Origin of the sequence: Aquabacterium sp. (assembly GCF_016195855.1) — a bacterium.
In the GTDB taxonomy this organism is placed as follows: Bacteria; Pseudomonadota; Gammaproteobacteria; order Burkholderiales; family Burkholderiaceae_C; genus Aquabacterium.
Window position 1 is genome coordinate 158,547 of record NZ_JACPYU010000002.1, and the last position, 23,235, is coordinate 181,781.

Annotated in this window: 20 protein-coding genes; 14 read left to right on the forward strand and 6 right to left on the reverse strand. The window is 66.1% G+C overall.

Going from position 1 to position 23,235, the window contains the following annotated elements; all coding sequences use genetic code 11:
- The first annotated feature begins 131 nt into the window (after positions 1-131).
- Complete coding sequence (locus HY019_RS00840) at positions 132-1,685, forward strand: methyl-accepting chemotaxis protein (RefSeq protein WP_290687588.1); 1,554 nt, start codon at positions 132-134, stop codon at positions 1,683-1,685.
- A gap of 12 nt (positions 1,686-1,697) precedes the next feature.
- On the opposite strand, the gene HY019_RS00845 is transcribed toward HY019_RS00840, so the two are convergent.
- Positions 1,698-2,318 carry a DUF2238 domain-containing protein gene (locus tag HY019_RS00845; protein ID WP_290687589.1) on the reverse strand — a complete coding sequence of 207 codons (621 nt, stop codon included), beginning with the start codon at positions 2,316-2,318 and terminating at the stop codon, positions 1,698-1,700.
- 76 nt (positions 2,319-2,394) lie between these two features.
- The gene (metK, locus tag HY019_RS00850; RefSeq protein WP_290687591.1) at positions 2,395-3,582 is read right to left on the reverse strand and encodes a methionine adenosyltransferase; all 1,188 of its coding nucleotides are present in this window, start codon (positions 3,580-3,582) and stop codon (positions 2,395-2,397) included.
- Positions 3,583-4,039: 457 nt separating this feature from the next.
- On the opposite strand from metK, the gene HY019_RS00855 reads away from it, so the two are divergent.
- From HY019_RS00855 to HY019_RS00870, 4 genes are all read left to right on the forward strand, one after another.
- Positions 4,040-5,071 (forward strand): cellulose binding domain-containing protein, encoded by a 1,032-nt coding sequence (locus HY019_RS00855; protein ID WP_290687592.1) that lies wholly within the window; start codon positions 4,040-4,042, stop codon positions 5,069-5,071.
- Between the two features lie 104 nt (positions 5,072-5,175).
- Complete coding sequence (locus HY019_RS00860) at positions 5,176-6,084, forward strand: lysophospholipid acyltransferase family protein (protein ID WP_290687593.1); 909 nt, start codon at positions 5,176-5,178, stop codon at positions 6,082-6,084.
- Positions 6,084-6,998, forward strand: a complete 915-nt coding sequence (locus HY019_RS00865) for a lipid A biosynthesis acyltransferase (RefSeq protein WP_290687595.1) — start codon at positions 6,084-6,086, stop codon at positions 6,996-6,998. Before HY019_RS00860 ends, HY019_RS00865 begins: the two co-directional genes overlap by 1 nt.
- A 103-nt stretch (positions 6,999-7,101) precedes the next feature.
- Positions 7,102-8,670: a methyl-accepting chemotaxis protein gene (locus tag HY019_RS00870; protein ID WP_290687596.1), complete on the forward strand. Its 1,569-nt coding sequence runs from the start codon at positions 7,102-7,104 to the stop codon at positions 8,668-8,670.
- Positions 8,671-8,688: 18 nt separating this feature from the next.
- On the opposite strand, the gene HY019_RS00875 is transcribed toward HY019_RS00870, so the two are convergent.
- Positions 8,689-10,125 carry a hypothetical protein gene (locus HY019_RS00875; RefSeq protein ID WP_290687597.1) on the reverse strand — a complete coding sequence of 479 codons (1,437 nt, stop codon included), beginning with the start codon at positions 10,123-10,125 and terminating at the stop codon, positions 8,689-8,691.
- A gap of 45 nt (positions 10,126-10,170) precedes the next feature.
- Here HY019_RS00875 and dapF point away from each other — a divergent pair, with 45 nt between their 5' ends.
- Together dapF and HY019_RS00885 are read left to right on the forward strand one after the other, a co-directional pair.
- Positions 10,171-11,034, forward strand: a complete 864-nt coding sequence (dapF, locus tag HY019_RS00880) for a diaminopimelate epimerase (protein WP_290687598.1) — start codon at positions 10,171-10,173, stop codon at positions 11,032-11,034.
- Between the two features lie 14 nt (positions 11,035-11,048).
- On the forward strand, positions 11,049-11,729 hold the full coding sequence (locus HY019_RS00885) for a DUF484 family protein (RefSeq protein WP_290687599.1): 681 nt from the start codon (positions 11,049-11,051) through the stop codon (positions 11,727-11,729).
- On the opposite strand, the gene HY019_RS00890 is transcribed toward HY019_RS00885, so the two are convergent.
- Positions 11,730-13,385, reverse strand: coding sequence for a pyrrolo-quinoline quinone (locus HY019_RS00890; RefSeq protein ID WP_290687601.1), 1,656 nt, complete (start codon positions 13,383-13,385; stop codon positions 11,730-11,732).
- 219 nt (positions 13,386-13,604) lie between these two features.
- Between HY019_RS00890 and HY019_RS00895 the strand changes: the two genes are divergently transcribed.
- Together HY019_RS00895 and HY019_RS00900 are read left to right on the forward strand one after the other, a co-directional pair.
- On the forward strand, positions 13,605-14,135 hold the full coding sequence (locus HY019_RS00895) for a serine acetyltransferase (protein WP_290687602.1): 531 nt from the start codon (positions 13,605-13,607) through the stop codon (positions 14,133-14,135).
- A gap of 7 nt (positions 14,136-14,142) precedes the next feature.
- Positions 14,143-15,150, forward strand: coding sequence for a tyrosine recombinase XerC (locus HY019_RS00900; protein WP_290687603.1), 1,008 nt, complete (start codon positions 14,143-14,145; stop codon positions 15,148-15,150).
- A 26-nt stretch (positions 15,151-15,176) separates the two neighbouring features.
- On the opposite strand, the gene HY019_RS00905 is transcribed toward HY019_RS00900, so the two are convergent.
- Positions 15,177-16,886 carry a PAS domain-containing hybrid sensor histidine kinase/response regulator gene (locus HY019_RS00905; protein WP_290687604.1) on the reverse strand — a complete coding sequence of 570 codons (1,710 nt, stop codon included), beginning with the start codon at positions 16,884-16,886 and terminating at the stop codon, positions 15,177-15,179.
- A 197-nt stretch (positions 16,887-17,083) separates the two neighbouring features.
- On the opposite strand from HY019_RS00905, the gene HY019_RS00910 reads away from it, so the two are divergent.
- The 5 genes from HY019_RS00910 (at position 17,084) to HY019_RS00930 (ending at position 22,469) form a co-directional block, all read left to right on the forward strand.
- Positions 17,084-18,286, forward strand: coding sequence for a class I SAM-dependent methyltransferase (locus HY019_RS00910; RefSeq protein WP_290687605.1), 1,203 nt, complete (start codon positions 17,084-17,086; stop codon positions 18,284-18,286).
- A gap of 109 nt (positions 18,287-18,395) precedes the next feature.
- Positions 18,396-19,484, forward strand: a complete 1,089-nt coding sequence (locus HY019_RS00915; RefSeq protein WP_290687606.1) for an AraC family transcriptional regulator — start codon at positions 18,396-18,398, stop codon at positions 19,482-19,484.
- A gap of 154 nt (positions 19,485-19,638) precedes the next feature.
- Positions 19,639-20,469: an HDOD domain-containing protein gene (locus HY019_RS00920; protein ID WP_290687607.1), complete on the forward strand. Its 831-nt coding sequence runs from the start codon at positions 19,639-19,641 to the stop codon at positions 20,467-20,469.
- A gap of 78 nt (positions 20,470-20,547) precedes the next feature.
- Complete coding sequence (locus HY019_RS00925) at positions 20,548-21,384, forward strand: histidine kinase dimerization/phospho-acceptor domain-containing protein (RefSeq protein WP_290687608.1); 837 nt, start codon at positions 20,548-20,550, stop codon at positions 21,382-21,384.
- A 41-nt stretch (positions 21,385-21,425) separates the two neighbouring features.
- Positions 21,426-22,469 carry an ATP-binding protein gene (locus HY019_RS00930; RefSeq protein WP_290687609.1) on the forward strand — a complete coding sequence of 348 codons (1,044 nt, stop codon included), beginning with the start codon at positions 21,426-21,428 and terminating at the stop codon, positions 22,467-22,469.
- An 18-nt stretch (positions 22,470-22,487) separates the two neighbouring features.
- On the opposite strand, the gene HY019_RS00935 is transcribed toward HY019_RS00930, so the two are convergent.
- A complete protein-coding gene (locus tag HY019_RS00935; RefSeq protein ID WP_290687611.1) occupies positions 22,488-23,228 on the reverse strand; it encodes an aspartate/glutamate racemase family protein in 741 nt (246 codons plus the stop codon).
- Positions 23,229-23,235 lie beyond the last annotated feature (7 nt).

The window sequence follows — 23,235 nt, forward strand, 5'->3', positions numbered from 1 at the left end:
TCGGTGCGACCTGACGATAAAGATCGACGATACCGGCACAGGTATCGATGCAGGCATGACACCCGGTTCTGACTGCACCCCTCCATTCATGTACCGGGATAGGCCGTCATGGCTGCAGCGAGGTTGGCGACATGATCAGACAAATGGGCATTGCAGGTAAGTTGTGGGCAGCGGTCATCGCCCTGATCTTGGCCCTGACGAGCATCGTAGGCTTGGCCGCGTGGCGCGCCGTGGTGCAGCAAAAGGCCATGGACGTGGCGCTCAAGGCCAATGACGCCAAATTGCACGCCGCCCACGACTGGGCGGGGATGAGCACCGTGGCCATCACCCGCGTGGTGGCCTCCGCCCTCAGCTCGGACCCCTTCGTGGCGCAAACCTTTGCCAAGCCCATTTCGGAGGCGATCGCCCAGATCACCGAGATCCAGAAAGGCCTCAAGGCCATGCCGCTGACCGACGAGGACAAGCAGCAACTGGAGAAGATCACCGAGTTGCGCAAGGTCGTGTTGAGCACCGACAAGGAGATCAAGGCGCTCAAGGCCGAAGGCAAGATCGACGAGGCCCGCGCCAAAGCGCTGGGTGAGTTCGTGCCGGCCGCCAACCGCTATGCGGACGCGCTCAACGCCTTTGCCGGCATGCAGGAAAAGCATGCATCTGAACTGCGCGAGCAACTGGCCGCAGACCGCCGCGCCACCACGGCCATGGCCGCCATCATGGTGCTGTGCGTGCTGGTGGGCATCGCAGTGGGGGCACATTTCCTGATCCGCTCGATCAAGACACCGCTGCAGGAAGCCGTGACAGTGGCCTCGCACATCGCCCAGGGTGACCTGTCCGTGCGCATCAACACCGGCTACCACGATGAGTTTGGTGAGCTGATGCACGCCCTGCAGGGCATGACGCACTCGCTGTCGACGCTGGTGCACGATGTGCGCGAAAGCACCGAGGGCATCACAACCGCGTCGGCCGAGATCGCCACGGGCAACCAGGACTTGTCCAACCGCACGGAGCAGACCGCCTCCAGCCTGCAGGAAACCGCCTCGTCAATGGAGCAGTTGACCGGCACGGTGCAGCAGTCTGCCCAGGCCGCGCAACAGGCCAATCAACTGGCCAGTTCGGCCAGCGATGCGGCACAGCGTGGTGGCCAGGTGGTCGGCCAGGTGGTGTCCACCATGGAAGACATCGCCGCCTCGTCGCGCAAGATCAACGACATCATCGGCGTGATCGATGGCATCGCCTTCCAGACCAATATCCTGGCGCTGAACGCGGCCGTGGAAGCCGCTCGCGCCGGTGAGCAGGGCCGTGGTTTTGCCGTGGTGGCCAGCGAGGTGCGCAGCCTGGCGCAGCGCTCGGCCAATGCGGCGCGCGAGATCAAGAGCCTGATCGCCGCCTCGGGTGAGCGGGTGGATTCAGGCGCCCGCCTGGTCAACGAGGCCGGTGAGGCCATGGGCGAGATCGTCAGCGCGATCCAGCGCGTGACCGACATGATGAGCGACATCAGCGCCTCGGCCTCGGAGCAAAGTGATGGCATCAGCCAGGTCAACCAGGCGGTGGTGCACCTGGACCAGATGACGCAGCAGAACGCCGCGCTGGTCGAGCAGTCTGCTGCCGCGGCAGCCAGCATGCGCGATCAGGCGCAGAAGCTGTCCGAAGCGGTCAATGTGTTCCGCACGGGTGGTGTGCGGGGCTGAATCAGCGCCACTTCAACGCCACATCAGGCCGGCCAGTTGCCGGTCATGCCAGCGCGCCAGCAGCAGCTGGGCCAGGAAGGAACCGATCCAGGCCATCAGCATGTCGGACTGGGTGTCGAACGGGTCGCCCTGGGTGGCCAGGAACTCGTCGGCGCCCTGCCCCAGCGCCACGGCCGCACCCCACTCGATGAACTCGTACATGGCGCTGATGGCCAGGCACACGCAGCTCACGAGAAAGAACAACCAGCCACCGCGCTGCAACGGCGTCTTGCGCAGCAGGATCTCGCGCGCGACCATGGCCGGGATGAAACCTTGCGCCAGGTGCCCGATGCGGTCGTAGTGGTTGCGGGTGAAGTGGAACGCGTCCTGCATCCAGAAGCCCAGGGGCACGCGCGCGTAGGTGTAGTGGCCACCGATCATCAGCACCCAGGCGTGGATGGCGATGAGCACGTAGACCAGCGTGGTGAGCCGAAAGCTTGAACGGGTGAATGCCAGCAAGGGCACGGCGATGAAGATGGGGAAGACCTCCATCACCCACACGCCACGGTCATAGGCACCCACGAAGGACCAGACCAGGCCGACCACGATGGCGGCCAGCCACAGCTGCGTTCCCTTTGAGATCTTGTTGATCATGCAGGCAAAGAAAAAAGGCGTACCCGGGGAGGATACGCCTTTGGTGGGTGAGGAGCCTGGCCGCTCCCCGCAGGGCTTAGCCCTTCAGGCCTGCTGCGTCCCGCAGCACCTGGGCCTTGTCTGTACGCTCCCACGTGAACTCGGGCTCTTCACGACCGAAGTGGCCGTAAGCAGCCGTCTTCTGGTAGATCGGGCGCAGCAGGTCCAGCATCTGGATGATGCCCTTGGGACGCAGGTCGAAGTGGGCATTGACCAATTCGGCGATCTTGTCGTCAGGGATCACGCCCGTGCCTTCGGTGTAGACCGTCACGTTCATGGGCTTGGCCACGCCGATGGCGTAGGCCACCTGCACCTGGCACTGCTTGGCCAGGCCGGCTGCCACCACGTTCTTGGCCACATAGCGGGCGGCGTAGGCGGCAGAGCGGTCCACCTTTGTGGGATCCTTGCCCGAGAAGGCGCCGCCGCCGTGAGGGCAGGCACCACCGTAGGTGTCCACGATGATCTTGCGGCCGGTCAGGCCACAGTCACCTTGCGGGCCACCGATCACGAAACGGCCGGTCGGGTTGATCAGGTAGCGGGTTTCCTTCAGCCATTCCTTGGGCAGCACCGGCTTGATGATCTCTTCGATGATGGCTTCGGTGAACGAGGCCTTCATCTTCGTGGCCGACTCGGACTGGTCCGGGCTGTGCTGGGTCGACAGCACCACGGTGTCGATGCTGTGGGGCTTGCCGTCCACATAGCGCATCGTGACCTGGCTCTTGGCGTCAGGGCGCAGGAAGGGCAGACGGCCGTCCTTGCGCAACTGGGCCTGGCGCTCCACCAGACGGTGGGCGTAGTAGATCGGCGCGGGCATCAGCTCGGGCGTTTCGTCGCAGGCGTAGCCGAACATCAGGCCCTGGTCGCCAGCACCGATGTTGAGGTAGTCGTCCGAGGCGCGGTCCACGCCCTGGGCGATGTCGTTGGACTGCTTGTCGTACGCGACCAGCACGGCGCAACCCTTGTAGTCGATGCCGTACTCGGTGTTGTCGTAGCCGATGCGCTTGATGGTGTCACGCGCGACCTGGATGTAATCCACGTTGGCTTGCGTCGTGATTTCGCCCGCGAGAACGACCAGACCGGTGTTGGTCAGGGTTTCGGCGGCCACGCGGGAGACGGGGTCCTGGGCCAGGATGGCGTCCAGGATGGCATCGGAGATCTGGTCAGCCACCTTGTCGGGGTGACCTTCCGATACGGATTCAGAGGTGAAAAGGAAATCGTTCGACACGATGAATTGCTCCATAAAAGACAAAAGACCCTCGGCGTCGCCGGGGCTGGTGAGTTGTCCTGATGGGGCTCTTCGCAGCGGCGAACGCTTTAGCGGCATTTGTGGATCGCCCCGCAAGTTGTCCTGTTAACTCGGCGATGGCAGCAAGTGTAGTGGATTCGATCAGGCTGAAAAGGTCGTAAACCCAGGAAAAGGGGCGGGATATCCCGAGTCTGGTCCACGCAGGCGTGGTCGGCCATCACGGCCAGCTTGTCAATTGCCGCTTGCGATAGGCCGCCATTTACAGCTTGCAAAAGTCTCTGAATGGCGTGCGCTGTATAACGAACGACCGTCTGCCACAGGCCGATCAAACAGGTCTGGGGGACGGTGCATCAGCAAGTCGGCAAGGGGAACCTCGATCGCCTCTGCTGATTTGCCATGACATCCAAAAGGATCGATTTTTTTTCAGGGAGAAACCATGAAAGTTGCTTTCAAGAGCCTCATTGCGGCTGCCGCATTCATCGCGGCAGGTGCCGCCAGCGCCGCCACCGTGACCGTCACGCTGGGCAGCACGGTCTACAAGGGCCACACGCTGTCGGGTAGCGAAACGCTGACCTTCAGCCCCGACGGCACGTCCTGGCTCGACGTCATCAAGGGCAGCGTCGCATCCAGCGGCGTCAGCACCGTCGTCTCCACCAAGGACAGCGACGGCTACTACACCAGCATCACCATGGCGGCCCCGCTGGTGTCGCTGAACGTGGACGGCGTGACCGATGACCTGCAATCACTGGCCGCAACCGGCGGCATCACCGTGACAGCGCCCGTTCTGCGCGCGATCTCCACGGGCGGCTCCATCACGCTGACGGACCTGAACGTGGACCTGAATGCCAAGAAGGTCTACGCGACCGTGGTCGGCGCCAATGGTGTGGGCACCGTGACGAATGTGCCCTTGTGGGACATTGACACCGTCCTGGGCCCGACCAACATTGCCCTGCCAGCCAACGGCAGCGGCGTGTTCAATCTGACCGTGCAAGGCTTGCACCTCACGGTAGATGGCAACAGCAAGGTCGTGAGCTCACTGGGCCTGGCCAGGCTGGGTCAGGCCGCTTTGGCGGCGGTCAGCGACTTTGGCAGCATCTCGATGAGCGTCACCTCGACAGCCGTGCCGCCGCAAACGGCGTGCTCGGTAAGCCTCAAGACCACTGACAAGAATGCCGCGCTGTTCACCACCGAAGTGACGGTCAACAACACCGGCAGCAATGCCGCCACTGGCTGGCAGGTGAACTGGCACTACAGCAAGCCCACACTCTTGCTCAACGTCAAGAACGCCAAGCTCACCAACAAGTACCTGACCAACTACACGGCCCTGCCCACCGCGACGAACGCCAGCATCGCCGCTGGTGGCTCGACCACGTTCAGCTTCCGCGGTCATGCGAACGGTGGCGCGCCTGCTGTCAGCGATCTGACAGCCACACTGGACGGGCAGACCTGTGCAGTGAGCGCACCGTAAATCGTCCGGCATCACCCTGACGGCGCCTGAACGCCGTCACTCAGCCCGGTCCACCACGGCCGGGCTTTTTTTTGAGCGAACGGCATCGGGCAGAATCGCCCACCATGTCCCGCCTGTTTTTCATGCTGTCTCGCTGGCCGCTGGCCGTGCTGCACCCCCTGGGCAGCCTGCTGGGCTGGCTCGCTTACCTGCTGTCGCCCTCTTACCGCCGGCGCCTGAAGGCGCACACGCGGGCCGTGGGCATGGGCATCTGGCAGCGCTGGGCCGACGTGGCCCACGCCGGCAAGATGGTGGGCGAGTTGCCGCGCCTGTGGGGGCGCCCACGTGAACAGGCCCTGGGCAACACGGTGCAGTGGGCTCACCCCGAGGCCGTGGATCAAGCTTTGGCCGAAGGCCGCGGCCTGCTGCTGCTGACGCCTCACCTGGGCTGCTTCGAGATCACCGCGCAGGCCTATGCCGAGCGCTTTGGTGGCCTCAAACCCATCACGGCCCTGTATCGCCCGGCCAAGCAGGCCTGGTTGGCCGAGATGATGCGCGACTCTCGAAACCGCCCCGGCATGCTGACCAGTCCCGCCACGCTCAGCGGGGTGCGCAACATGCTGCGTGCGCTGAAAAAGGGCGAGACCGTGGGCCTGCTGCCCGATCAGGTGCCGCCCGAGGGCATGGGCGTGTGGACCAACTTCTTTGGCCGCCCCGCCTACACCATGACCATGGCCGCCAAGCTGGTGGCCCAGACCCGCTGCGCCGTGGTGCTGCTGCGCGGCGAGCGCCTGGGGCTGCTGGCGCGCTGGCGCCAGGGCTGCGACTACATCGTGCACGCCACCCGCGTGGCGCCTGACATTGAACAAGTGCTGGCCTCGGGTGATGCGGCACAATCCGCCGCCGCCGTGAACCGGCTGATGGAAACCATGATCATGCAAGCACCCGAGCAGTACCTGTGGGGCTACAACCGCTACAAACAGCCCCGCGCCGAGATCCTGACCTCGGCCGCGGGCGGCGAAGCGCAAACCTGATGATGATCAAGCAAGCGCTGTCTCAAACAGGCATCCGGCTGGCCCTGGCCATCCTGTGGTTGCTGCACTGGCTGCCCTTGCCCGTGCTGGCTGCCATCGCGCGCGGCATGGGCGCCCTGCTCTACAAGCTGGCCCGGTCACGCCGCCGCATCGGCCTGCGCAATCTGGAGTTGTGTTTCCCTGACAAGCCCCTGGCAGAGCGGGAGGCCCTGCTGCGCGCGCACTTTGGCTGGCTGACGCACAGCCTGCTGGACCGGGCCGTGCTGTGGTGGGCCTCGCCCGCGCGCATCAAGCGGCTGATCCAGGTTGAGGGCGACATCGAGCTGGCCGAGCGCGAGATGCAGACCAGCGGCCGCCCCACCATGTGGCTGTGCCCGCACTTTGTGGGCCTGGACGTGGCCGGCGCCGCCATCCTGCTGTGCCAGAAGCGCCCCGGCGCCTCGATCTACCAGACGCAGAGCAACCCGCTGATGGACAAGCTGATGAAGCGCGGCCGCCTGCGTTTTGGCAATGCCGAGATCTTCCCGCGCAGCGACTCGGTCAAGCCCTTGCTGCGCGCCATCAAGGACGGCCGCGGCTTCTTCAACCTGCCCGACATGGACTTTGGCGCCAAAGACGCGGCCTTTGTGCCGTTTTTTGGCGTGCCGGCGGCCACGCTGCTGGCACCCTCGCGCATGGCCCGCATGATGAACATGGTCGTGCAGCCGGTGATCGCGGAAATCCTGCCGGGTGGCCGCGGCTGGCGCGTGCGCTTCATGGCGCCGCTGGCGGACTTTCCCACCAAAGATGCGGAATCCGACACGGCCCGCATGAACCGCTTCATTGAGGGCGAGATCCTCAAGCAGCCGGCCCAGTACCTCTGGGTGCACAAGCGTTTCAAGACCCGGCCCGAGGGCGAAACCAGCCTGTATTGAGCCGAGCTGATCTGACGCAAGGATTACCCTGCCTCGCCTCAAGTTGAGGACGCCATGAACCGATAGAACCCGAAGCTTGTATAAGTTTGAGGAGTTCGGGCTCATGGCTTGGATCGCATGGCTTCGCGGTTTTTCTATTCGCTCGCGTCTGCTGGCCTGCATGGCGCTGGTCGTGGGCATCGGGTGCACCATTGGTGGCGCCATGAGCTGGCAGTTGCTGTCCCTCAAGGGTGAACTCGACTCGTTTGCCAGCCAGGAGTTCGCGGCCACGCAGCGCATGGCCACGCTGGCACTGAGCCTGGGTGAGCTGCGCGGCCGGGAAAAAACCACCATCATCGCCACGGGCGACTCGGTGACCGCCGCCGACCAGTTCAAGGCCTGGAAAGCCGCCCTGGCCGCCACGCTCAAGGCCACCAAGGCGCTCGCTGAAGCCGCCCCCACACCTGAGATCAAGCAACAGACCCAGGCCCTGGAAGGCAAGCTCAACAGCTATGGCAAGGGCCTGGAGCCCACGCTGGAGCTGATCACCTCGTCCGCCCTCACCTCGTCGGCCGAGGCTTACCAGTCGAGCGAGCCGGCGCGTGCCGAAGCCGATGCGGTCGAAGCCATCACGGCCAAGCTCAATGACGCCGTCACCAAGGTGGCCGAGGCCCGCCGCGCCAATGCGGGCAAGGCCGCCAACCACGCCATCATGTGGTTGTGGGGCCTGCTGATGTCGCCCGGCATCGTGTTCCTGCCCCTGATGGGCCTGACCATCCTGTCGATCACGGCACCGCTGCGCCGGGCCGAAGCGATCACGCAGGCCATCTCCCACGGGGACCTGACCCAGCACATCGACACCCAGGGCCAGGACGAGATCGGGCGCCTGCTGACCTCCATGGCCCACATGCAGAACGGCCTGCGCGAGATGGTGGCCTCGGTGCGCGAGTCCTCCGAGAGCATGCTGACGGCGTCCACCGAGATCGCTGCCGGCAACCAGGACCTGTCACAACGCACCGAGCAAACAGCCGCCAACCTGCAGGACACGGCCTCGTCCATGGACGAGCTGAGCAAGACGGTGGAGCACTCGGCCGAATCGGCCCATGTGGCCAACTCCCTGGCCGACACCGCCAGCCAGCGCGCCGAGCAAGGCGGCCAGGTGGTCGAAAGCGTGGTCACGCAGATGCAGGACATCAGCGCCGCCTCACGCCAGATCTTCGACATCATCGGCGTGATCGATGGCATCGCCTTCCAGACCAATATCCTGGCGCTGAACGCCGCGGTGGAAGCGGCCCGTGCGGGCGAGCAAGGCCGCGGTTTTGCGGTGGTGGCCGGCGAGGTGCGCTCCCTGGCGCAACGCAGTGCCGAGGCCGCCAAGGAGATCAAGTCGCTGATCGGCAAGTCGACCGAGCGCGTGGAGCAAGGCTCGCAGAAGGTGCGCGAGGCCGGCGAGGTCATGAACGAGATCGTGGACGCGATCCGCCGCGTGACCCAGGCCATGAGCGAGATCGCCGGCGCCACGCGCCAGCAGTCGGCCGGCATCGGCCAGGTCAGCCAGTCGGTAACCCAGCTGGACCACATGACGCAGCAAAACGCCGCGCTGGTCGAGCAATCGGCCGCCGCCGCCGACAGCCTGCGTCAACAGGCCATCGACCTGTCCAAATCCGTGCAGCGCTTCCAGCTGGAGGGCTGACCGCCCTTCAAGGCGGATTCAATACAGCCGGATCGTGGCGGGCACATTGGGGTCCGCGGCCATGCTCTGGGCCACGGCATGCAGCCTGACTGCCGCCTGGGGCGTACGGGCGTACAGCTGCACGGAGGACTCGCCCGCACTGACCTTGGGCCCGAGCAGCTCCACGCTGGCCACCAGGATCCATTCCTTGGACCATTGCGGGAACCACTTGTCGTAGATGAAGGCGATCTCCACGCCCTTGCGTGCGGCCAGCTCGTCAATCCACGGCCCCGTCATCTGGCCATGCCGGCGAACCTCCAGCACCTCGGGCGAAGCCAGGCCGACCAGATCGAGCACGTACTGCCCGGATCTCAAGGCCACCAGGCCCATGTCATTGACCGCCACGCGCATGCCCAGTTCACGGGCGATGCGCGCCGTCACCATCTGCTGCTGCGCCACGTTCTGGCACCCCCCCGGGGTCTGCAACGTGATCTGCCACAAGGTGGGGAAGGACAGGGCCAAGGCCGCACAGCTCAGGATGAGCGCCGGTGCCGCACGCCCCTCGCCCGCCGCCCCCTTGGACACCATCTCCCCCACCGAGGCCAGCACGAACATGGCCAGCCAGGCCAGGATGAAGACCTCGTAGCGCCCCATCCAGCCCACACGGCCCTCCATCATGAAAGCCAGCGTGGGCAAGCCGATGAACATGGCCCACTGCCCCAGTCGATCACGCCAGGCGTACGCCAGCCAGGCCAACATCATCACCAGGGTGGGGTGCGTGGTGTAGTTCGTCATGAACGGCGGCTCCAGGGTCTTGGCCAGCACCGACGAGGGCAGCAGCGGCAGCCCCACCGCATGCAGGAAGGCCGAGAACGCCGCCACGATGGCCAGCGAGATACCCAGCGCCACAGCCGGGCGGACCTTGTCCTGCGTGACCCACAGGTAGGCGCCCACGGGCAGGCTGATGGCCAGGCATTCATAACGGATCAGCGGCATCAGGCCCAGCGCCACGTAGAACCAGGTATCACGTCGCTGCTCGATCAGGCGCATGGCCACAAAGACCACCAGCAACACCTGCAGCGAATGCTCCATGCCGGTCATGACCAGGCCAAACAGGTTGAGCCCGAAGGCCACGGCCAGCGCCCCGACCGTGGGCAACCAGACCGGCCCCCCCGCGCGGCGGATCACCCTCGCCAGGCACCACACGGACAGCACACAGGCCGCGCCGTTGATGAGCAAGGGCAGCCATTCGGCCACGCTGGCGGGCGCCAGTGCGAGCAGGAAAGGCCAGGCAATGCTGGACGAAGGGGATGCCCACTCGCCAGGGTTGATACCGTATGATCCTTGCTGGATGTTTTTCGCAAGCGCCAGGTGGATGTAGGGGTCGTCCAGCGAATACACGAGCATGCCGCCCGTCTGCCCCATGCACGTGACCACGAACGCCCACAAGGCCAATAAAGCGGCGACTGGTGCCATACAAACTACTCCGAGTTGATCAGTTTTCCACCAGGACCACTCTATATGAAGCTTCGCTTCACCAAGATGCACGGCGCCGGCAACGACTTTGTTGTGCTCGACGCCACCCGCGGGCCGCTGCCACTGAGCGAGGCCCAGTACCGCTTTCTGGCTGACCGCCGCTTTGGCATCGGCGCAGACCAGATCCTGATCGTCGAGCCCGGCAACCCGGCCAATGGCACCGACTTCACCTACCGGATCATGAACGCCGATGGCGGCGAGGTCGAGCAATGCGGCAATGGCGCGCGCTGCTTCGCCCGCTTCGTGCACGACACGGGCCTGAGCGACAAGGACACCCTCCGCGTCCAGACCATGAAAGCCATCATCGAGCCGCACCTGCAGCCCGATGGCCGGGTGACCGTGGACATGGGTGCGCCTTTCCTGGTGCCCGCCGAGGTGCCCTTTGATGGCCAGGGCCTGACGCCCAAGCTGGTCAACGGCTGCGAACTGTGGCCTATCGAGCTGGCCAACCACCCGGTGGAGGTGGCCGTGGTGTCCATGGGCAACCCGCATGCCGTGATGCGCGTGGACAGCGTCGAGCACGCCCCGGTGGAAGAACTCGGCCCCCAGATCGAAAGCCATGCCCGCTTCCCGCGCCGCGTGAACGCCGGCTTCATGGAAGTGGTGGCCCGCAACCACATCCGCCTGCGCGTGTTCGAGCGCGGCTCGGGCGAGACCCTGGCCTGCGGCTCGGGCGCCTGCGCGGCCGTGGTCGCCGGCATCCGCCTGGGCTGGCTGGACCAGACCGTGCACGTGGACATGCCCGGTGGCCGCCTGAGCATCAGCTGGGAAGGCCCCGGCACACACGTGCTGATGACCGGCCCGGCCGTCAAGGTGTTTGACGGCGAAATCGACGTTCCCGAACTCTGAACCAAGTACAAGACATGACCCTGCAAGGCATCACCGAAGACGAGATCGTCAACTACCTGGTGCACACGCCCGGTTTCTTCGAGCGCAACGCCCAGGTGCTGGCCTCCATCCAGCTGACGAGCCCGCACGGCCAGCGCGCCGTCTCGCTGCAAGAGCGCCAGATGGAGATGCTGCGCGACCGCATCAAGGGCCTGGAGCGCCGGATCATGGACATGATCCGCCATGGCCAGGAGAACGAGGCCATCGCCGAGCGCCTGCACCGCTGGGTGCGCGCCGTGCTGCTGGCCCACGACGACACCATGCTGGCCGACGTCATGATCGACCGCCTGCGCCACGAGTTCATGATCCCGCAAGCGGCCGTGCGCATCTGGGGCACGCCCAGCCAGGCCTTGCGCGAGGGCTTGAACGAGTTGCCCATCGCCCAGCCTGTGAGCGACGACGCCCGCAGCTTTGCCGGCAGCCTCAACGTACCTTATTGCGGCCTGAACGCCGGCTTTGAAGCCAGCAAATGGCTGGACGACAGCGCCACCATCACCTCGCTGGCCCTGCTGCCCCTGCACCACCAGGGCGAAACCTTCGGCCTGCTGGTGCTGGGCTCGCCCGACCCGACGCGCTACACCGCCGAGATGGGCGTGGACTTCCTGCACCAGGTCAGCGACATCGCCAGCGCGGCGCTGGCGCGCTTGCTGGACTGATCAATACAGCGGGTACCAGACCCCGAAGAGCTTGAAGCGGCGGCCATAGACGGTCAACCGGTCGCCGCCGCCCACGAAGACCTTGCCATTGGCCACCACGGGGGTGCTGAACTTGACCGAGGGGCCCATCTCGTCACCCGCCTGCTGGTCACTGCTGTAGAGCAGGTTGAGCGTGGTGGCATCCCAGGCCTGCAAGGCCCCATCGCTGCCGAACGCGGGTTTGATCGCCCACACGATGCCGTTGCTGCGCCCATTGGCCGAGATGCTGAGGTTGGCGCCAGGGTAGCCATAGGTGGTCGTGCCCTTTTGCGGGGTCGGGTCCAGCAGGCCATTGTTCAGGGTGAAGACCTTGAGCACGTCCTTCACGCCCCAGAAGTACAGCTTCTGGTTCCAGTAGCTGGGCAGGCCGAACAAGCCAGACCAGTCTTGCGGGAAGCCGGGTGGCGTGGCCGCGCCCAGCGTGCCTTTGGGCAGGGCCTGCACCGGCGTGCAGGTGGCACAGAAGCCCCCCAGGTGATCGCGGTTGAGCAGGTAGATGCGCCCGTCCTTGGTGGCCTGCACCAGCAGACGCGGGTTGGCGCCGGGTTGGTCGGGCAGCAGCAAGGTGCCGCCTGAACCCAGATCCGAGTCCACCGCATCCAGTGCGGCGTTGTCGGCCGGGCTGAACAGGTCGGTCAAAGCGAGGGTGCTGCCATTGAGCTTGACGACGCTGTCGCCCAGGTTATGCACGCCATCGAAATCACCATCGCCGGTGACAGCATAGACCTGGCCTTGTGCATCGGCCGCCGGGCCTGCGCCAGACATCCAGATGCTGCCGGCATTGGCCTGGCCCGTGGTCATGGGGATAAAGGCCTTGGCCGCCAGGGTTCTGGCGTCAAACGAGAACATCCAGCCGCGGTAGGGGTGCTGCTCCAGCCCGTCGCAATGCGTGCCGAAGGCCACGTACACGGTCTGGTGATCCAGCAACAAGGCCGGCCGGTTCATGTGCCAGAGCGGGTCGAAGGGCTGGGGCATGGGCAAAGCCCCGGGGATGGCCACCGGGCTGCCGGGCTTTTCCAGGCCGGTGCTGATGTCCAGCGCATGCAGGCGGTGCACGATCGCCCCGCCCTCCTTGGACTTGGCCTCCACGTACAAGGTGCCCGAAGCCCGGTCGATGACGGGGGTGCCGGTCACGCCGATCTGCGGGGCGATGTCGGTGCACAGGGCCTGCCCTTGCGCGTTGACACCCAGCTCGGTGACGGGCACGGCCGTCGCACCGGGCGCGGCGCCGTGGGCGGCATCCACCAGGCTGGCCTGCCACAGCGGCTGGGCGTTACTGCCGCGCGCGTTGTCGGCATCAAAGGCGTACACGGTGTCAGCCTGCGTGGCCACGAACACCACGTTGCGCGTGCCCTTGCCCGCCACGCTCAGCCGGGCCACATACAGCGGCTGGGCGTAGACCTGCCCGTCCACCTGATGCGTGAACAATTTGCCAAAGCCCTTGGCCGAGACATTGGCCGTGGTCAGGCGGGTTTCACCCGCGTTGAGCCCGCTGCGGGCGTTGTCGTAATGCTGGGTCAGCACATCAACGGCATGGGCCGAGGCCGACAGGCCCAGCGCCACCACACAGGCCAGCAAGCGCCCACGCGCCAGCAGACCCCGACTTGAGTCAGTCATGTTTTCCTCCTGATATGGATTTCGTTTTGTGAAGAGCGGCCAGCATAAAGGGTGCCAGCGCCTCTTTGTAAAGTTGCTTTGCGCTGTGTAATGTATGCCGTTCTTCCTAGGTGATCCCGGGTTTGTTGGGCATGATCTCCAGCGTCTTGAAAAGCAGTACGTGGTGGGCAGTAGGTCGTGGAGCACAACATCAAACATGGCATATGGCCTTGCGTTCGCATGGACGTTGCACGCTATGGTGGTTGGGGCGCCCTGCTGCATGAGCAGTCCCTGTGGGCCGTGTTGTGGTTCCGCCTGGGTTGCGCCCTGCTGCGCATCCAGCCCAGGCTGCTGAGGCGGCTGTTTCTCATCCCCTGGTATGCGGTCTTCAAGCTGCTTGAATCGGTGCTGGGCATCAGCCTGCCGCTGGGCCTGCAGGTTGGCGGTGGCCTGCGCATCTGGCACTTCGGCAACATCTTCGTGAACCGCCAGACGGTCATCGGCAGCAACTGCACCCTGCGACAAGGGGTGACACTGGGCAGCCGCTATGACGACGGGCCGTCTCCGGTTCTGGGCGATGACGTGGATCTGGGTGCCCATTCCCAGGTGCTCGGTGCCGTCACGGTCGGCAACAGGGCACGCATTGGCAGCCTGTCCGTGGTGCTGACCGATGTGCCGGCAGGCTGCACGGCTGTGGGTATCCCCGCCCGTGTCCTGGCGCCCAAGGCCAGCCAGGCGGTTGACAATAGCGCTGATCACACCATGCCCTGACCCCACTGTGCCCACCTCCCCGACGATAGACCGCCACCTGGACTATCTGCGCGTGCAACGGCGCCTGGCCGACCGCACGCTGGCCATGTACGGCGAGGCCTTCAAGCGGCTGATCACGCTGTGCGAAAAAGAACAAGTGCTGCTGCCCGGTGTGCGCCCCCACCATGTCCGCGGCTGGACGGCACGGCTGCATGCGCAAGGCCTGGGGCCCCGCAGCATCGCCATCACGCTGGCCGCCTGGCGAGGCCTGTTCAAGTGGATGGGCCGCGAGGGCCTGGTGCAGCTCAACCCGGTGGACGGCATCAAGCCCCCGAAAGGCCCCAAGCCGCTGCCCAAGGCCTTGTCGGTGGACCAGGCCGTGGCACTGGCCGTGCACGAACCTGCCGATGACGAGGCCGCCTCGCCCGCCGCTGCCAAGCGCCAGGCCAGGGAGGCGCCCTGGCTGCACGCACGTGACCACGCCATGATCGAGCTGCTCTACAGCAGCGGCCTGCGCAGCGCTGAGTTGCTGGGCCTGGATGTGAGCGCCGGCGGCGGTGCACAAGGCTGGCTCGACCTGCAAGCCGGTGAGGCCCATGTGCTGGGCAAGGGCAGCAAGCGGCGCATCGTGCCGGTGGGCCAGGCGGCCTTGCAGGCCATCCGCACCTGGCTGGATCTGCGCGAGCAACTCACGCCACTCGCGTCCCCGGCCCTGTTCATCAGCCGGCTGGGCACGCGCCTGACGCCCATGCAGTTGCGCAACCGGCTCAAGCAGCTGGCCCAGCAAGCAGGCCTGCCCACCCATGTGCACCCGCACATGCTGCGCCACAGCTTTGCCAGCCACCTGCTGCAATCCAGCGGCGATCTGCGGGCCGTGCAGGAACTGCTGGGCCATGCCCACATCAGCACCACCCAGGTCTACACCAAGCTGGATTTCCAGCACCTGGCCAAGGTGTATGACGCCGCGCACCCGCGCGCCAAACGTCAGGGTGGCAAGGACAGCAAGGGCGGAAAAGACAGCCCGGACGAGCCGTAAGCCCCTGTCCGGCTCAGGCTGATGGCTCAGGCCACGCGGCGTGCGTGCCGCGCCATCAGGCGCATCAGCTCATCATGGACGAAGGGCTTGACCAGGTAGTCCACCATGCCGGCACGCAGCCCCTTGGCGCGGGCCTCCTCGAAGGCGTGTGCGGTCAGGCCGAGCACGGGCAGGCCCGGGTCCAGCTGCAGGATGGCTTCGGTGGCCTGGTAGCCGTCCATCAAGGGCATCTCGATGTCGCACAGCAGCAGGTCGAACGCCCCCTGCCCGGCCCGCTTGACGGCGTCCACCGCCTCCACCCCGTTGTTCACCATGGTGATATGCACTCCTACGCTGAGCAGCAGTTGCTCCAGCAGCAACTGGTTGACGCGGTGGTCTTCGGCCACCAGCACGCGTGCACCGTCCAGGCCCTGCGTCTCCCAGCGGGTGGCCTCGGCAGGCGGGGGCACCTGGGGTGCCGGCTCGGGCAGCAAGGCCAGGGGCAGCCGCACCTCGAAGCGCGAGCCCAGTCCGGGTGTGCTGTCCACGATGATGCGGCCGTCCATCATGTCCACCAGGCGCTTGCAGATGGACAGGCCCAGACCCGTGCCACCGGCCCGCCGGGTCGAGCTGCCGTCACCGCGCACAAAGGGTTTGAACAGCTGCGACCGCATCTGCGCGTCCATGCCGGGCCCGGTGTCTTGCACCACCAGGCTCAGGCCGGTGTCGTCGGCGCGGATGGTCAGGCGCACCTCGCCCTGTTGGGTGAACTTCACCGCATTGGTCAGCAAGTTGCCCAGGATCTGGCCCACGCGCTGGGCGTCGGCACGCCAACGCTCGGGCACACCGGGCGCACGCAGCACCTCCAGGCGCAGGCCCTTGGCCCGGGCCTGCTCGCGCACGGGCGCCAGGGCCTGTTCGATGCAGGTGTTCAGCACCATCTCACCGATGTGGATGTCGAGCTTGCCCGCCTCGATGCGCGAGAAATCCAGGATGTCGTTGATCAGGCCCAGCAGGTGCTGGCCAGCCTGCAGGATATGGCCGAAGTGGGTGGCTGCCGCATGGTCCGGATAGCGCAAGGCCCCGACCTGGGCAAAACCCAGCACGGCGTTGAGCGGGGTGCGGATTTCATGGCTCACACCAGACAGGAACTCGTTTTTGACCTTGCCCGCCTGCTCGGCCACGGCCTGGGCCGCCTTGAGCTCGGTGACGTCCATGGCCAGCACGACAAAGCCTTTGACCTCGCCGTCCAGCATGTCCGGGGTGAAGCTGACCTGGGCAAACAGTCCATTGCTTTCCTGGTGCTCGCCGGTGGTTTCCTGCCCTTGCAGGACCGCCTGCACGAAGGGCAGCGTGCGCTGAAAGCCCTCGGGCGAGAGCAACTCGGCCATGTGGCGCCCCACCAGGGACTCCGACTTGTGCCGCCAGTGCTGGCGCAGCCGGCGGTTGCAGTAGCGCAGCACCAGGCCCGAATCCCAGTAGGCCACGGCGCCGGGCATGGCGTCCAGGATGCTTTCCAGGCGGCGGTCGGGCAGGCACACGCGCGCGGCAATCAGGCCGGACTCGGCCTCCAGGCAGCGTTGCTGCAGGCGCTCGTTCTGCGCTTGCTGCTCCAGCAATTGGGTTTTGAGACGAGCAAGCTCTGCCTGCAAGGCGGCGTGGTCGCGGTCGCGGTCGTGCTCGTGGTCGCGGAAGGAAGGGTTCATGTCCGGCAAGGCCGAATCCAGTTGCAAGACGGAAGACGAATCACGCGACATCACTGACCTTCATGGACGCGTCATGCAACACCGGCGCGTGACCGGCTGACAAGCCTTGCACAAACTGCTCAAACCCCATGTTTACTGCATTGCGAAAGAACCAAGGTGCAATGCCACTTTCTGCCTGCCCAGCCTGTTCAAAGCGGGCAGGTACGACAATGTTGCCTTCGCTCGACCACCTTGCCTCTTAAATAATCATGAAAGTCATCACCCTGCGCGAAGGCAAAGAACGCGCTTTGCTGCGCCGTCATCCCTGGGTGTTCCAGGGCAGCGTGGCCAAGGGCGGCGGCGATGCCGGTGAAACCGTGCGCGTGCAGTCACACGAGGGGCAATTCCTGGCCTGGGCCGCCTTCAGCCCCAGCTCGCAGATCCGGGTGCGCGCCTGGAGCTTTGACGAAGCCGAGCGCATCGACGCCGCCTTCTTCCAGCGCCGCGTGCAGCAAGCCGTGGCCGTGCGCCAACGCCTGGCCATCGACTCCGACGGCATCCGCCTGATCCACGGCGAAGCCGATGGCCTGCCCGGCCTGATCGTGGACCAGTATGGCGACCTGCTCAGCGCCCAGTTCCTGAGCGCCGGCACCGAGCGCTGGAAGGATGTGATCGCCGATGCGCTGGTGGCCGCCACCGGATGCCCCTACCTGTATGAACGCTCGGATGCCAGCGTGCGCGCGCTGGAAGGCCTGCCACAGGTCACCGGCTGGTTGCGCCATCCGGAAACCGCTGATGGGGCGCGCCGCTCGACCGAGGTCACCATCCACGAAAACGGCTGGAAGCTCACGCTGGACGTGGCCGAGGGCCACAAGACCGGCTACTACCTGGACCAGCGAGACAACCGCGGCCTGTTCGCCAAACTGGTCAGGCAGTTCAACTGCAAGACGGTCCTCAACTGCTACAGCTACACCGGCGGCTTCAGCGTGGCCGCGCTCGAAGGCGGCGCCACCGAGGTGACCAGCGTGGACTCCTCCGGCCCGGCCCTGGCCCGCGCCAGCGCCCATGTCACGCTCAACGGTTACGAAGCGGGGGCGCACACGGCGCTGGACGCGGATGTGAATGGCAGCCTGCGCGCCTTCATCCAGGCCGGCCGCACCTTTGACGCCATCGTGCTGGACCCGCCCAAGTTCGCCCCCAGCGCCGCCCATGCGGACCGGGCCTCGCGCGCCTACAAGGACATCAACCGCCTGGCTTTCAAGCTGCTCAACCCGGGTGGCCTGCTGCTGACCTTCTCGTGCTCGGGGGGCATCGGTGCAGAGCTGTTCCACAAGATCGTGGCCGGCGCCGGCCTGGACGCGGGCGTGGACGGTTACCTGCTCAAACGCCTGGAAGCCACCCCGGATCACCCCACGACGATCACCTTCCCGGAGGGCGAGTACCTCAAGGGCCTGGTCATTGTCCGGAAATAACATCCCTAGTTTGAAATAATGTCATAGTAGGTGACAGTTTTAAGGACACACATGTAACTAAGACAGACATAATCCCTTGTCAAATCGCGCAGGGAGCGTGGGGAACATCATGAGCGCCAGAGCATCTGCCAAATCCATCTGGGACTTCAGGCGAGGCATCGCCACCGCCCGGGTCCTGACTCAGCTTGGTTTCGATCACGGCGTCAGCGTGGACAACATGCTGCGCCACACCGGCATCACACGCGCCCTGCTGGACGACCCCAAGGGTGAAATCGAAGCCCATCAGGAAGTGCAGCTGATCCGCAACCTGATCCACGCGCTGCCCCACATCCCCACGCTGGGCCTGCAGGCCGGCACCCGCTACCACGTCACCACCTACGGCCTGTGGGGCTACGCGGTGATGAGCAGCCCGACCCTGGGCGCCGGCGTCGGCATGGCCTCGCGCATGCTGAACCTGACCTTCTCGCTGACGATCAACGAGATCGAGCAAATCGGTGACCTGATCCAGTCCTCCTTCCAGAGCGACCACCTGCCCCCCGACGTGCGCCAGTTCATCCTGGACCGCGACCGCGCCGCCGTCATCACCTTGCAGCGCGAAATCCTGGGCCACCCCCTGCCCTTCCGCGCCATCCACATGCGGCGGCCCGAGCCCACACCCGACATCGTCGAGGCCTACACCAGCCTGTTCGGCATCCGCCCGATGTTCGGCCAGGCGCGCGATTGCGCCCTGTTCGACGCCGCCGTGATGCACGAGCGCCTGCCCCAGGCCGACCCGCACACCGCCGCCCTGTGCGAGCAGATGTGCCGCAAGCTGGTCGAAGCCCGCAAGGCCCGCACCGGCGTGTCGGCCTCCGTGCGCGACCGCCTGCTGCGCACACCTGGCCACATCCCCGACATGGAAGAGATCGCCAGCGAGATGAAGATCACCTCGCGCACGCTGCGTCGCCACCTGACGGCCGAAGGCGCCACCTTCCGCGCCCTGCTCGAAGAGGTGCGCTCGACCCTGGCCGAAGAGCTGATGGCCTCGGCCAGCCTGACGCATGGCGAGATCGCCGAGCGCCTGGGTTATGCCGACGTGACCACCTTCATCGAAGCCTTCCGCCGCTGGAAGGGCATGCCGCCCAGCGAGTTCCGCCGCAGCAATGGCCTGACCGCACAGGCCGCCCGCATCCCGCGCCGGCGCTTTGCCGTGCGCTGAAGCGCCATTAAGGGCCATTGAGGGCCAAGCAGGCCAAAGCGGCAATCCTTCACGGGCAAAACCCGTTAAAGCCTCGGCTTCACGAGGCACTTCTGCTTTTCCCTGGCGGGGCAAAAGCCTAGACTGGCCTGGCATCATTGGATGAGAGCCCGTCATGACCATCGCCCCCCAGCTTCGCAACCTCAACATCGACCTGCCGGCCTGCCCCAGCACGCTGGTCAAGCTGTCCTTGCTGATGGCAGAAGAAGACAGCTCCATCGACCAGCTGTCCTCGCTGATCGAAACCGACATGGCCTTGTCCTCGGCCGTGGTCCGCACCGTGAACTCCGCGCTGTTCGGCCTGCTCAAGCGGGTGGAGACCGTGCACGAAGGCATCCGTTATCTGGGCATGGCCCAGGTGGCCGGCCTGACCTACGAGATCGGCCTGCGCGGGGCCTTCCCGCCCAGCCCCTTGCTGCAACAAATTTGGGACCGCGCCGGCATCCGTGGCCTGGCCATGGGCCGCATCGCCCGCCAGCTGGATGTGGACCCCTGGCAAGCGCACACCTCGGGCCTGTTCGCCGAAACGGGCCGCGCCGTGCTGTATGCCTATGACCGCCAGCGCTACCAGGCCCTGGAGGCAGACACCCACGACGAAGCCTTGCTGTGCGCCGCCGAAATCGAAGCCTTTGGCGTGAGTCACTCGGCGCTGGGTGCGGCCCTGTGCCAGTCCTGGGGCCTGTCGCGCGACGTGTCTGACAGCGTGCGCGCCCGCCCCAACACCCCCAGCCAATGGGCGCAAGAGCGCCCGGCTGTGCAAAAGCTGCTGACCATCGGCGCGGCCGTGGACGCCCTGCTGCTGCACCCGGACCGCTCAAATGACCCGCAGGCTGTCTGGACCGAGCTGGAGCCCATCGCCCACCAGGTGGGCCTGCATTTCGAGGCCTTCAAGCTGGCCACCATGCGCGTGTGCGAACGGCTGAACCTGTCCCAGGGCGAAGGCTGAACCCTCACCGACCCACATTGAACGAGGCCCGCTCATGCGGGCCTCAAGTCTTTTGGGCCCCACGACGATAAGAACCGGATGCGGTTCAATTGCCACGCCCTCATGCTGCCCGATCCGGACCGGACGCGGGTCTCGCCGGACGACCCCGAGCTGTCTCGGCTGATCCGTGCCGAGCGCATCCGCATGCTGTTCGCCTCCACGGTGCCGGTGGCGCTGTTCAGCGGCATCTTCGCGGTGGCGCTGGCCTTGCTGGTGGCGCCGCAAATGGGCCGCACCCTCACGATGGTGTGGGCCGGCCTGTGCGTGCTGGGCTCCATCATGAGGGTGGTGCACCTGAGTGCCTACCTGGGCTCGCGCAACCGTGCCAGCCCGGGCTGGCTCACCAGCCTGAATGTGGTGTGCGCCCTGCATGGCAGCCTCTGGGGCCTGGCCGGCGCCTTCCTGCCCGTGCAGGACATGGTCACCACCGTCATGATCGTGGCCACCCTGATCGGGGCCTGTGCGGTGTGCACCTTCACGCTGCAGGCGCACATCGTGCCCAGCATGCTGATGAACCTGCCGCTGCTGCTGCCCGCCAGCCTCAAGCTGTTCACCCGCATGGACGCCTATGGCCTGTACGGTGGCGTGGGCCTGCTGTCCCTGCTGGCGCTGATGATGTTCGAGAGCCGCCGCGTGGAGCGGCGCACCACCGAGTTGCTGTGGCTGCGCTTCACGACCGACCGCATCGCGCGCGAGCGGGCCGAGGCCCTGAAACTCGCGCAGCGCCACAGCGCCGTCAAGGACCAGTTCCTGGCCACCATGAGCCACGAGATGCGCACGCCGCTGCACGGCATCCTGGGCCTGGCGCGGCTGGTGCACAACCCCTGCCCGGCAAGCTGGGCCCGCTCACCGAAGCGCGCCAGCAGGTCGAGCTGATCGAGCGCACGGGCGAGCACCTGCTGGGCATCATCAACGACGTGCTGGATTTCTCGCGCATCGAAGCCGGCAAGCTGCAGATCAACCCCAGCGCCTTCGAGCTGCATGGCGTGATCAACGAGGTGCTGTCCGTGCTCAATGTGGCAGCGGCCGAGAAGGGCCTGCGGCTGCGCACCTCGCTGGACCTGCCCTCCCCGTGCTGGGTCAGGGGCGACGCGGCCCGCGTGCGGCAGGTCTTGCTCAACCTGGTGGGCAATGCCATCAAGTTCACCGAGCAAGGCGAGGTCAGACTCCAGGTCGCGCGCCAGGCTGCTCCCGGCGCCGAAGACCAACAGGTGATGCGTTTTCAGATCGAGGACACCGGCGCGGGCATCTCGCCCCAGCACCTGCCGCGCATCTTTGATGCCTTCCACCAGGTGGACGGCACCTTTGCCCGCAAACAAAAGGGCACGGGCCTGGGCCTGACGATTTCCCGCGAGATCGCCCGCGCCATGGGCGGCGACATCGTGTGCACCAGCGTGCTGGACCAGGGCTCGACCTTCACCTTGACCGTGCCCCTGCCCGGCGCACAGGTCGAGCAGGTGGACCTGGATCTGTCCGACCTGCGCGAGTTGCCAGCCATCACACCCCACGTCACGCTCGGCCCTTTGCCCGTCGCCGGCTCGCGAGGCCATGTGCTGATGGCCGAGGACAACCCCGTCAACGCCATCGTGGCCGAAGCCATCCTGGCCAAACTGGACGTGGTCGTGACCCGCGTGGAAAACGGCCTGCAGGCCCTGGCCGAGCTGCAACGCCTGGACCACCCGTATGACGTGGTGCTGATGGACTGCCAGATGCCCGAGCTCGACGGCATCGAGGCCACGCGGCGCCTGCGGGCCTGGGAACACCACCATGGCCGCCCCCCGGTGCCCGTGGTGGCCCTGACGGCCAATGCCATGAGCAGCGACCGCGAGCGTTGCCTGGCGGTGGGCATGAACGAGCACCTCGCCAAACCCTTCAGGCAGGACGAGTTGCAAGCCGTGCTGATGCGCCACCTTCAGACGCTGCAAGCACAGCCGCTGGACCAGGTCGGCAACCCGGCCTGAGCGCCAGACACCACGGGCTCAACCGTGCTGGCGCAACCAGCGCGCACCGGCCTGCACGCTGTCGATCAGGCTTGCGCCGCTGCAAGATGAGGACAAGGCTGGTACCCAGCCCCCCAGCGCCGCCCCACCCACGATGATGCTGGCCAAGGGCTGGCCGGCACGCACAGATACGGCCTGCCCGGAGGGTGTCTGGCCCAGTGCAATCCGGTGCGCGGCCAGGTGTGCGGCATCGTCAGCCATCACCTGCTCGCAGGCCATCGCGATGGCCCGCAGACCCGCATCGGCGTCACTTGCCAGTTGGCTGCCCGAAGCATCGACCGTGCGCACCCAGCGCAGGCGCCCTGCCCCGGCCAGCTGCAGGCCACGCGCCAGCCGCTCCAGCATCGGCCCCCACGCGGCACCGCCGGTCACGATGGCAAACGGGCCCAGCGCATCGGCCTCGCGCATGGCGGCTTCTGCCAGGCCCATCACGGGCACCCCGGTGGTTTCGCGCAGCGCCCACACGCCCGGATCCCCGAAGCAGGCCACCAGCACGGCGCGCGGCGGGCCATGCTCGATGACATGGGCCTGCCAGGCGTCCAGCACGGCGTGGGCCGCCACCACATAGCTTTGCTCGCTGGCGATGTAGTCCGATCCGAAGGGTGCGGTCACGCCCATCACTGCCAGCCCCGTGTCGGCCAGCACCTGGCCGATCTGGTCGACCAGCTGTGCCGTCAAGGCCTGGCGGGTATTGGGGTTGATGATCAACACATGGCGCATGGGCGGG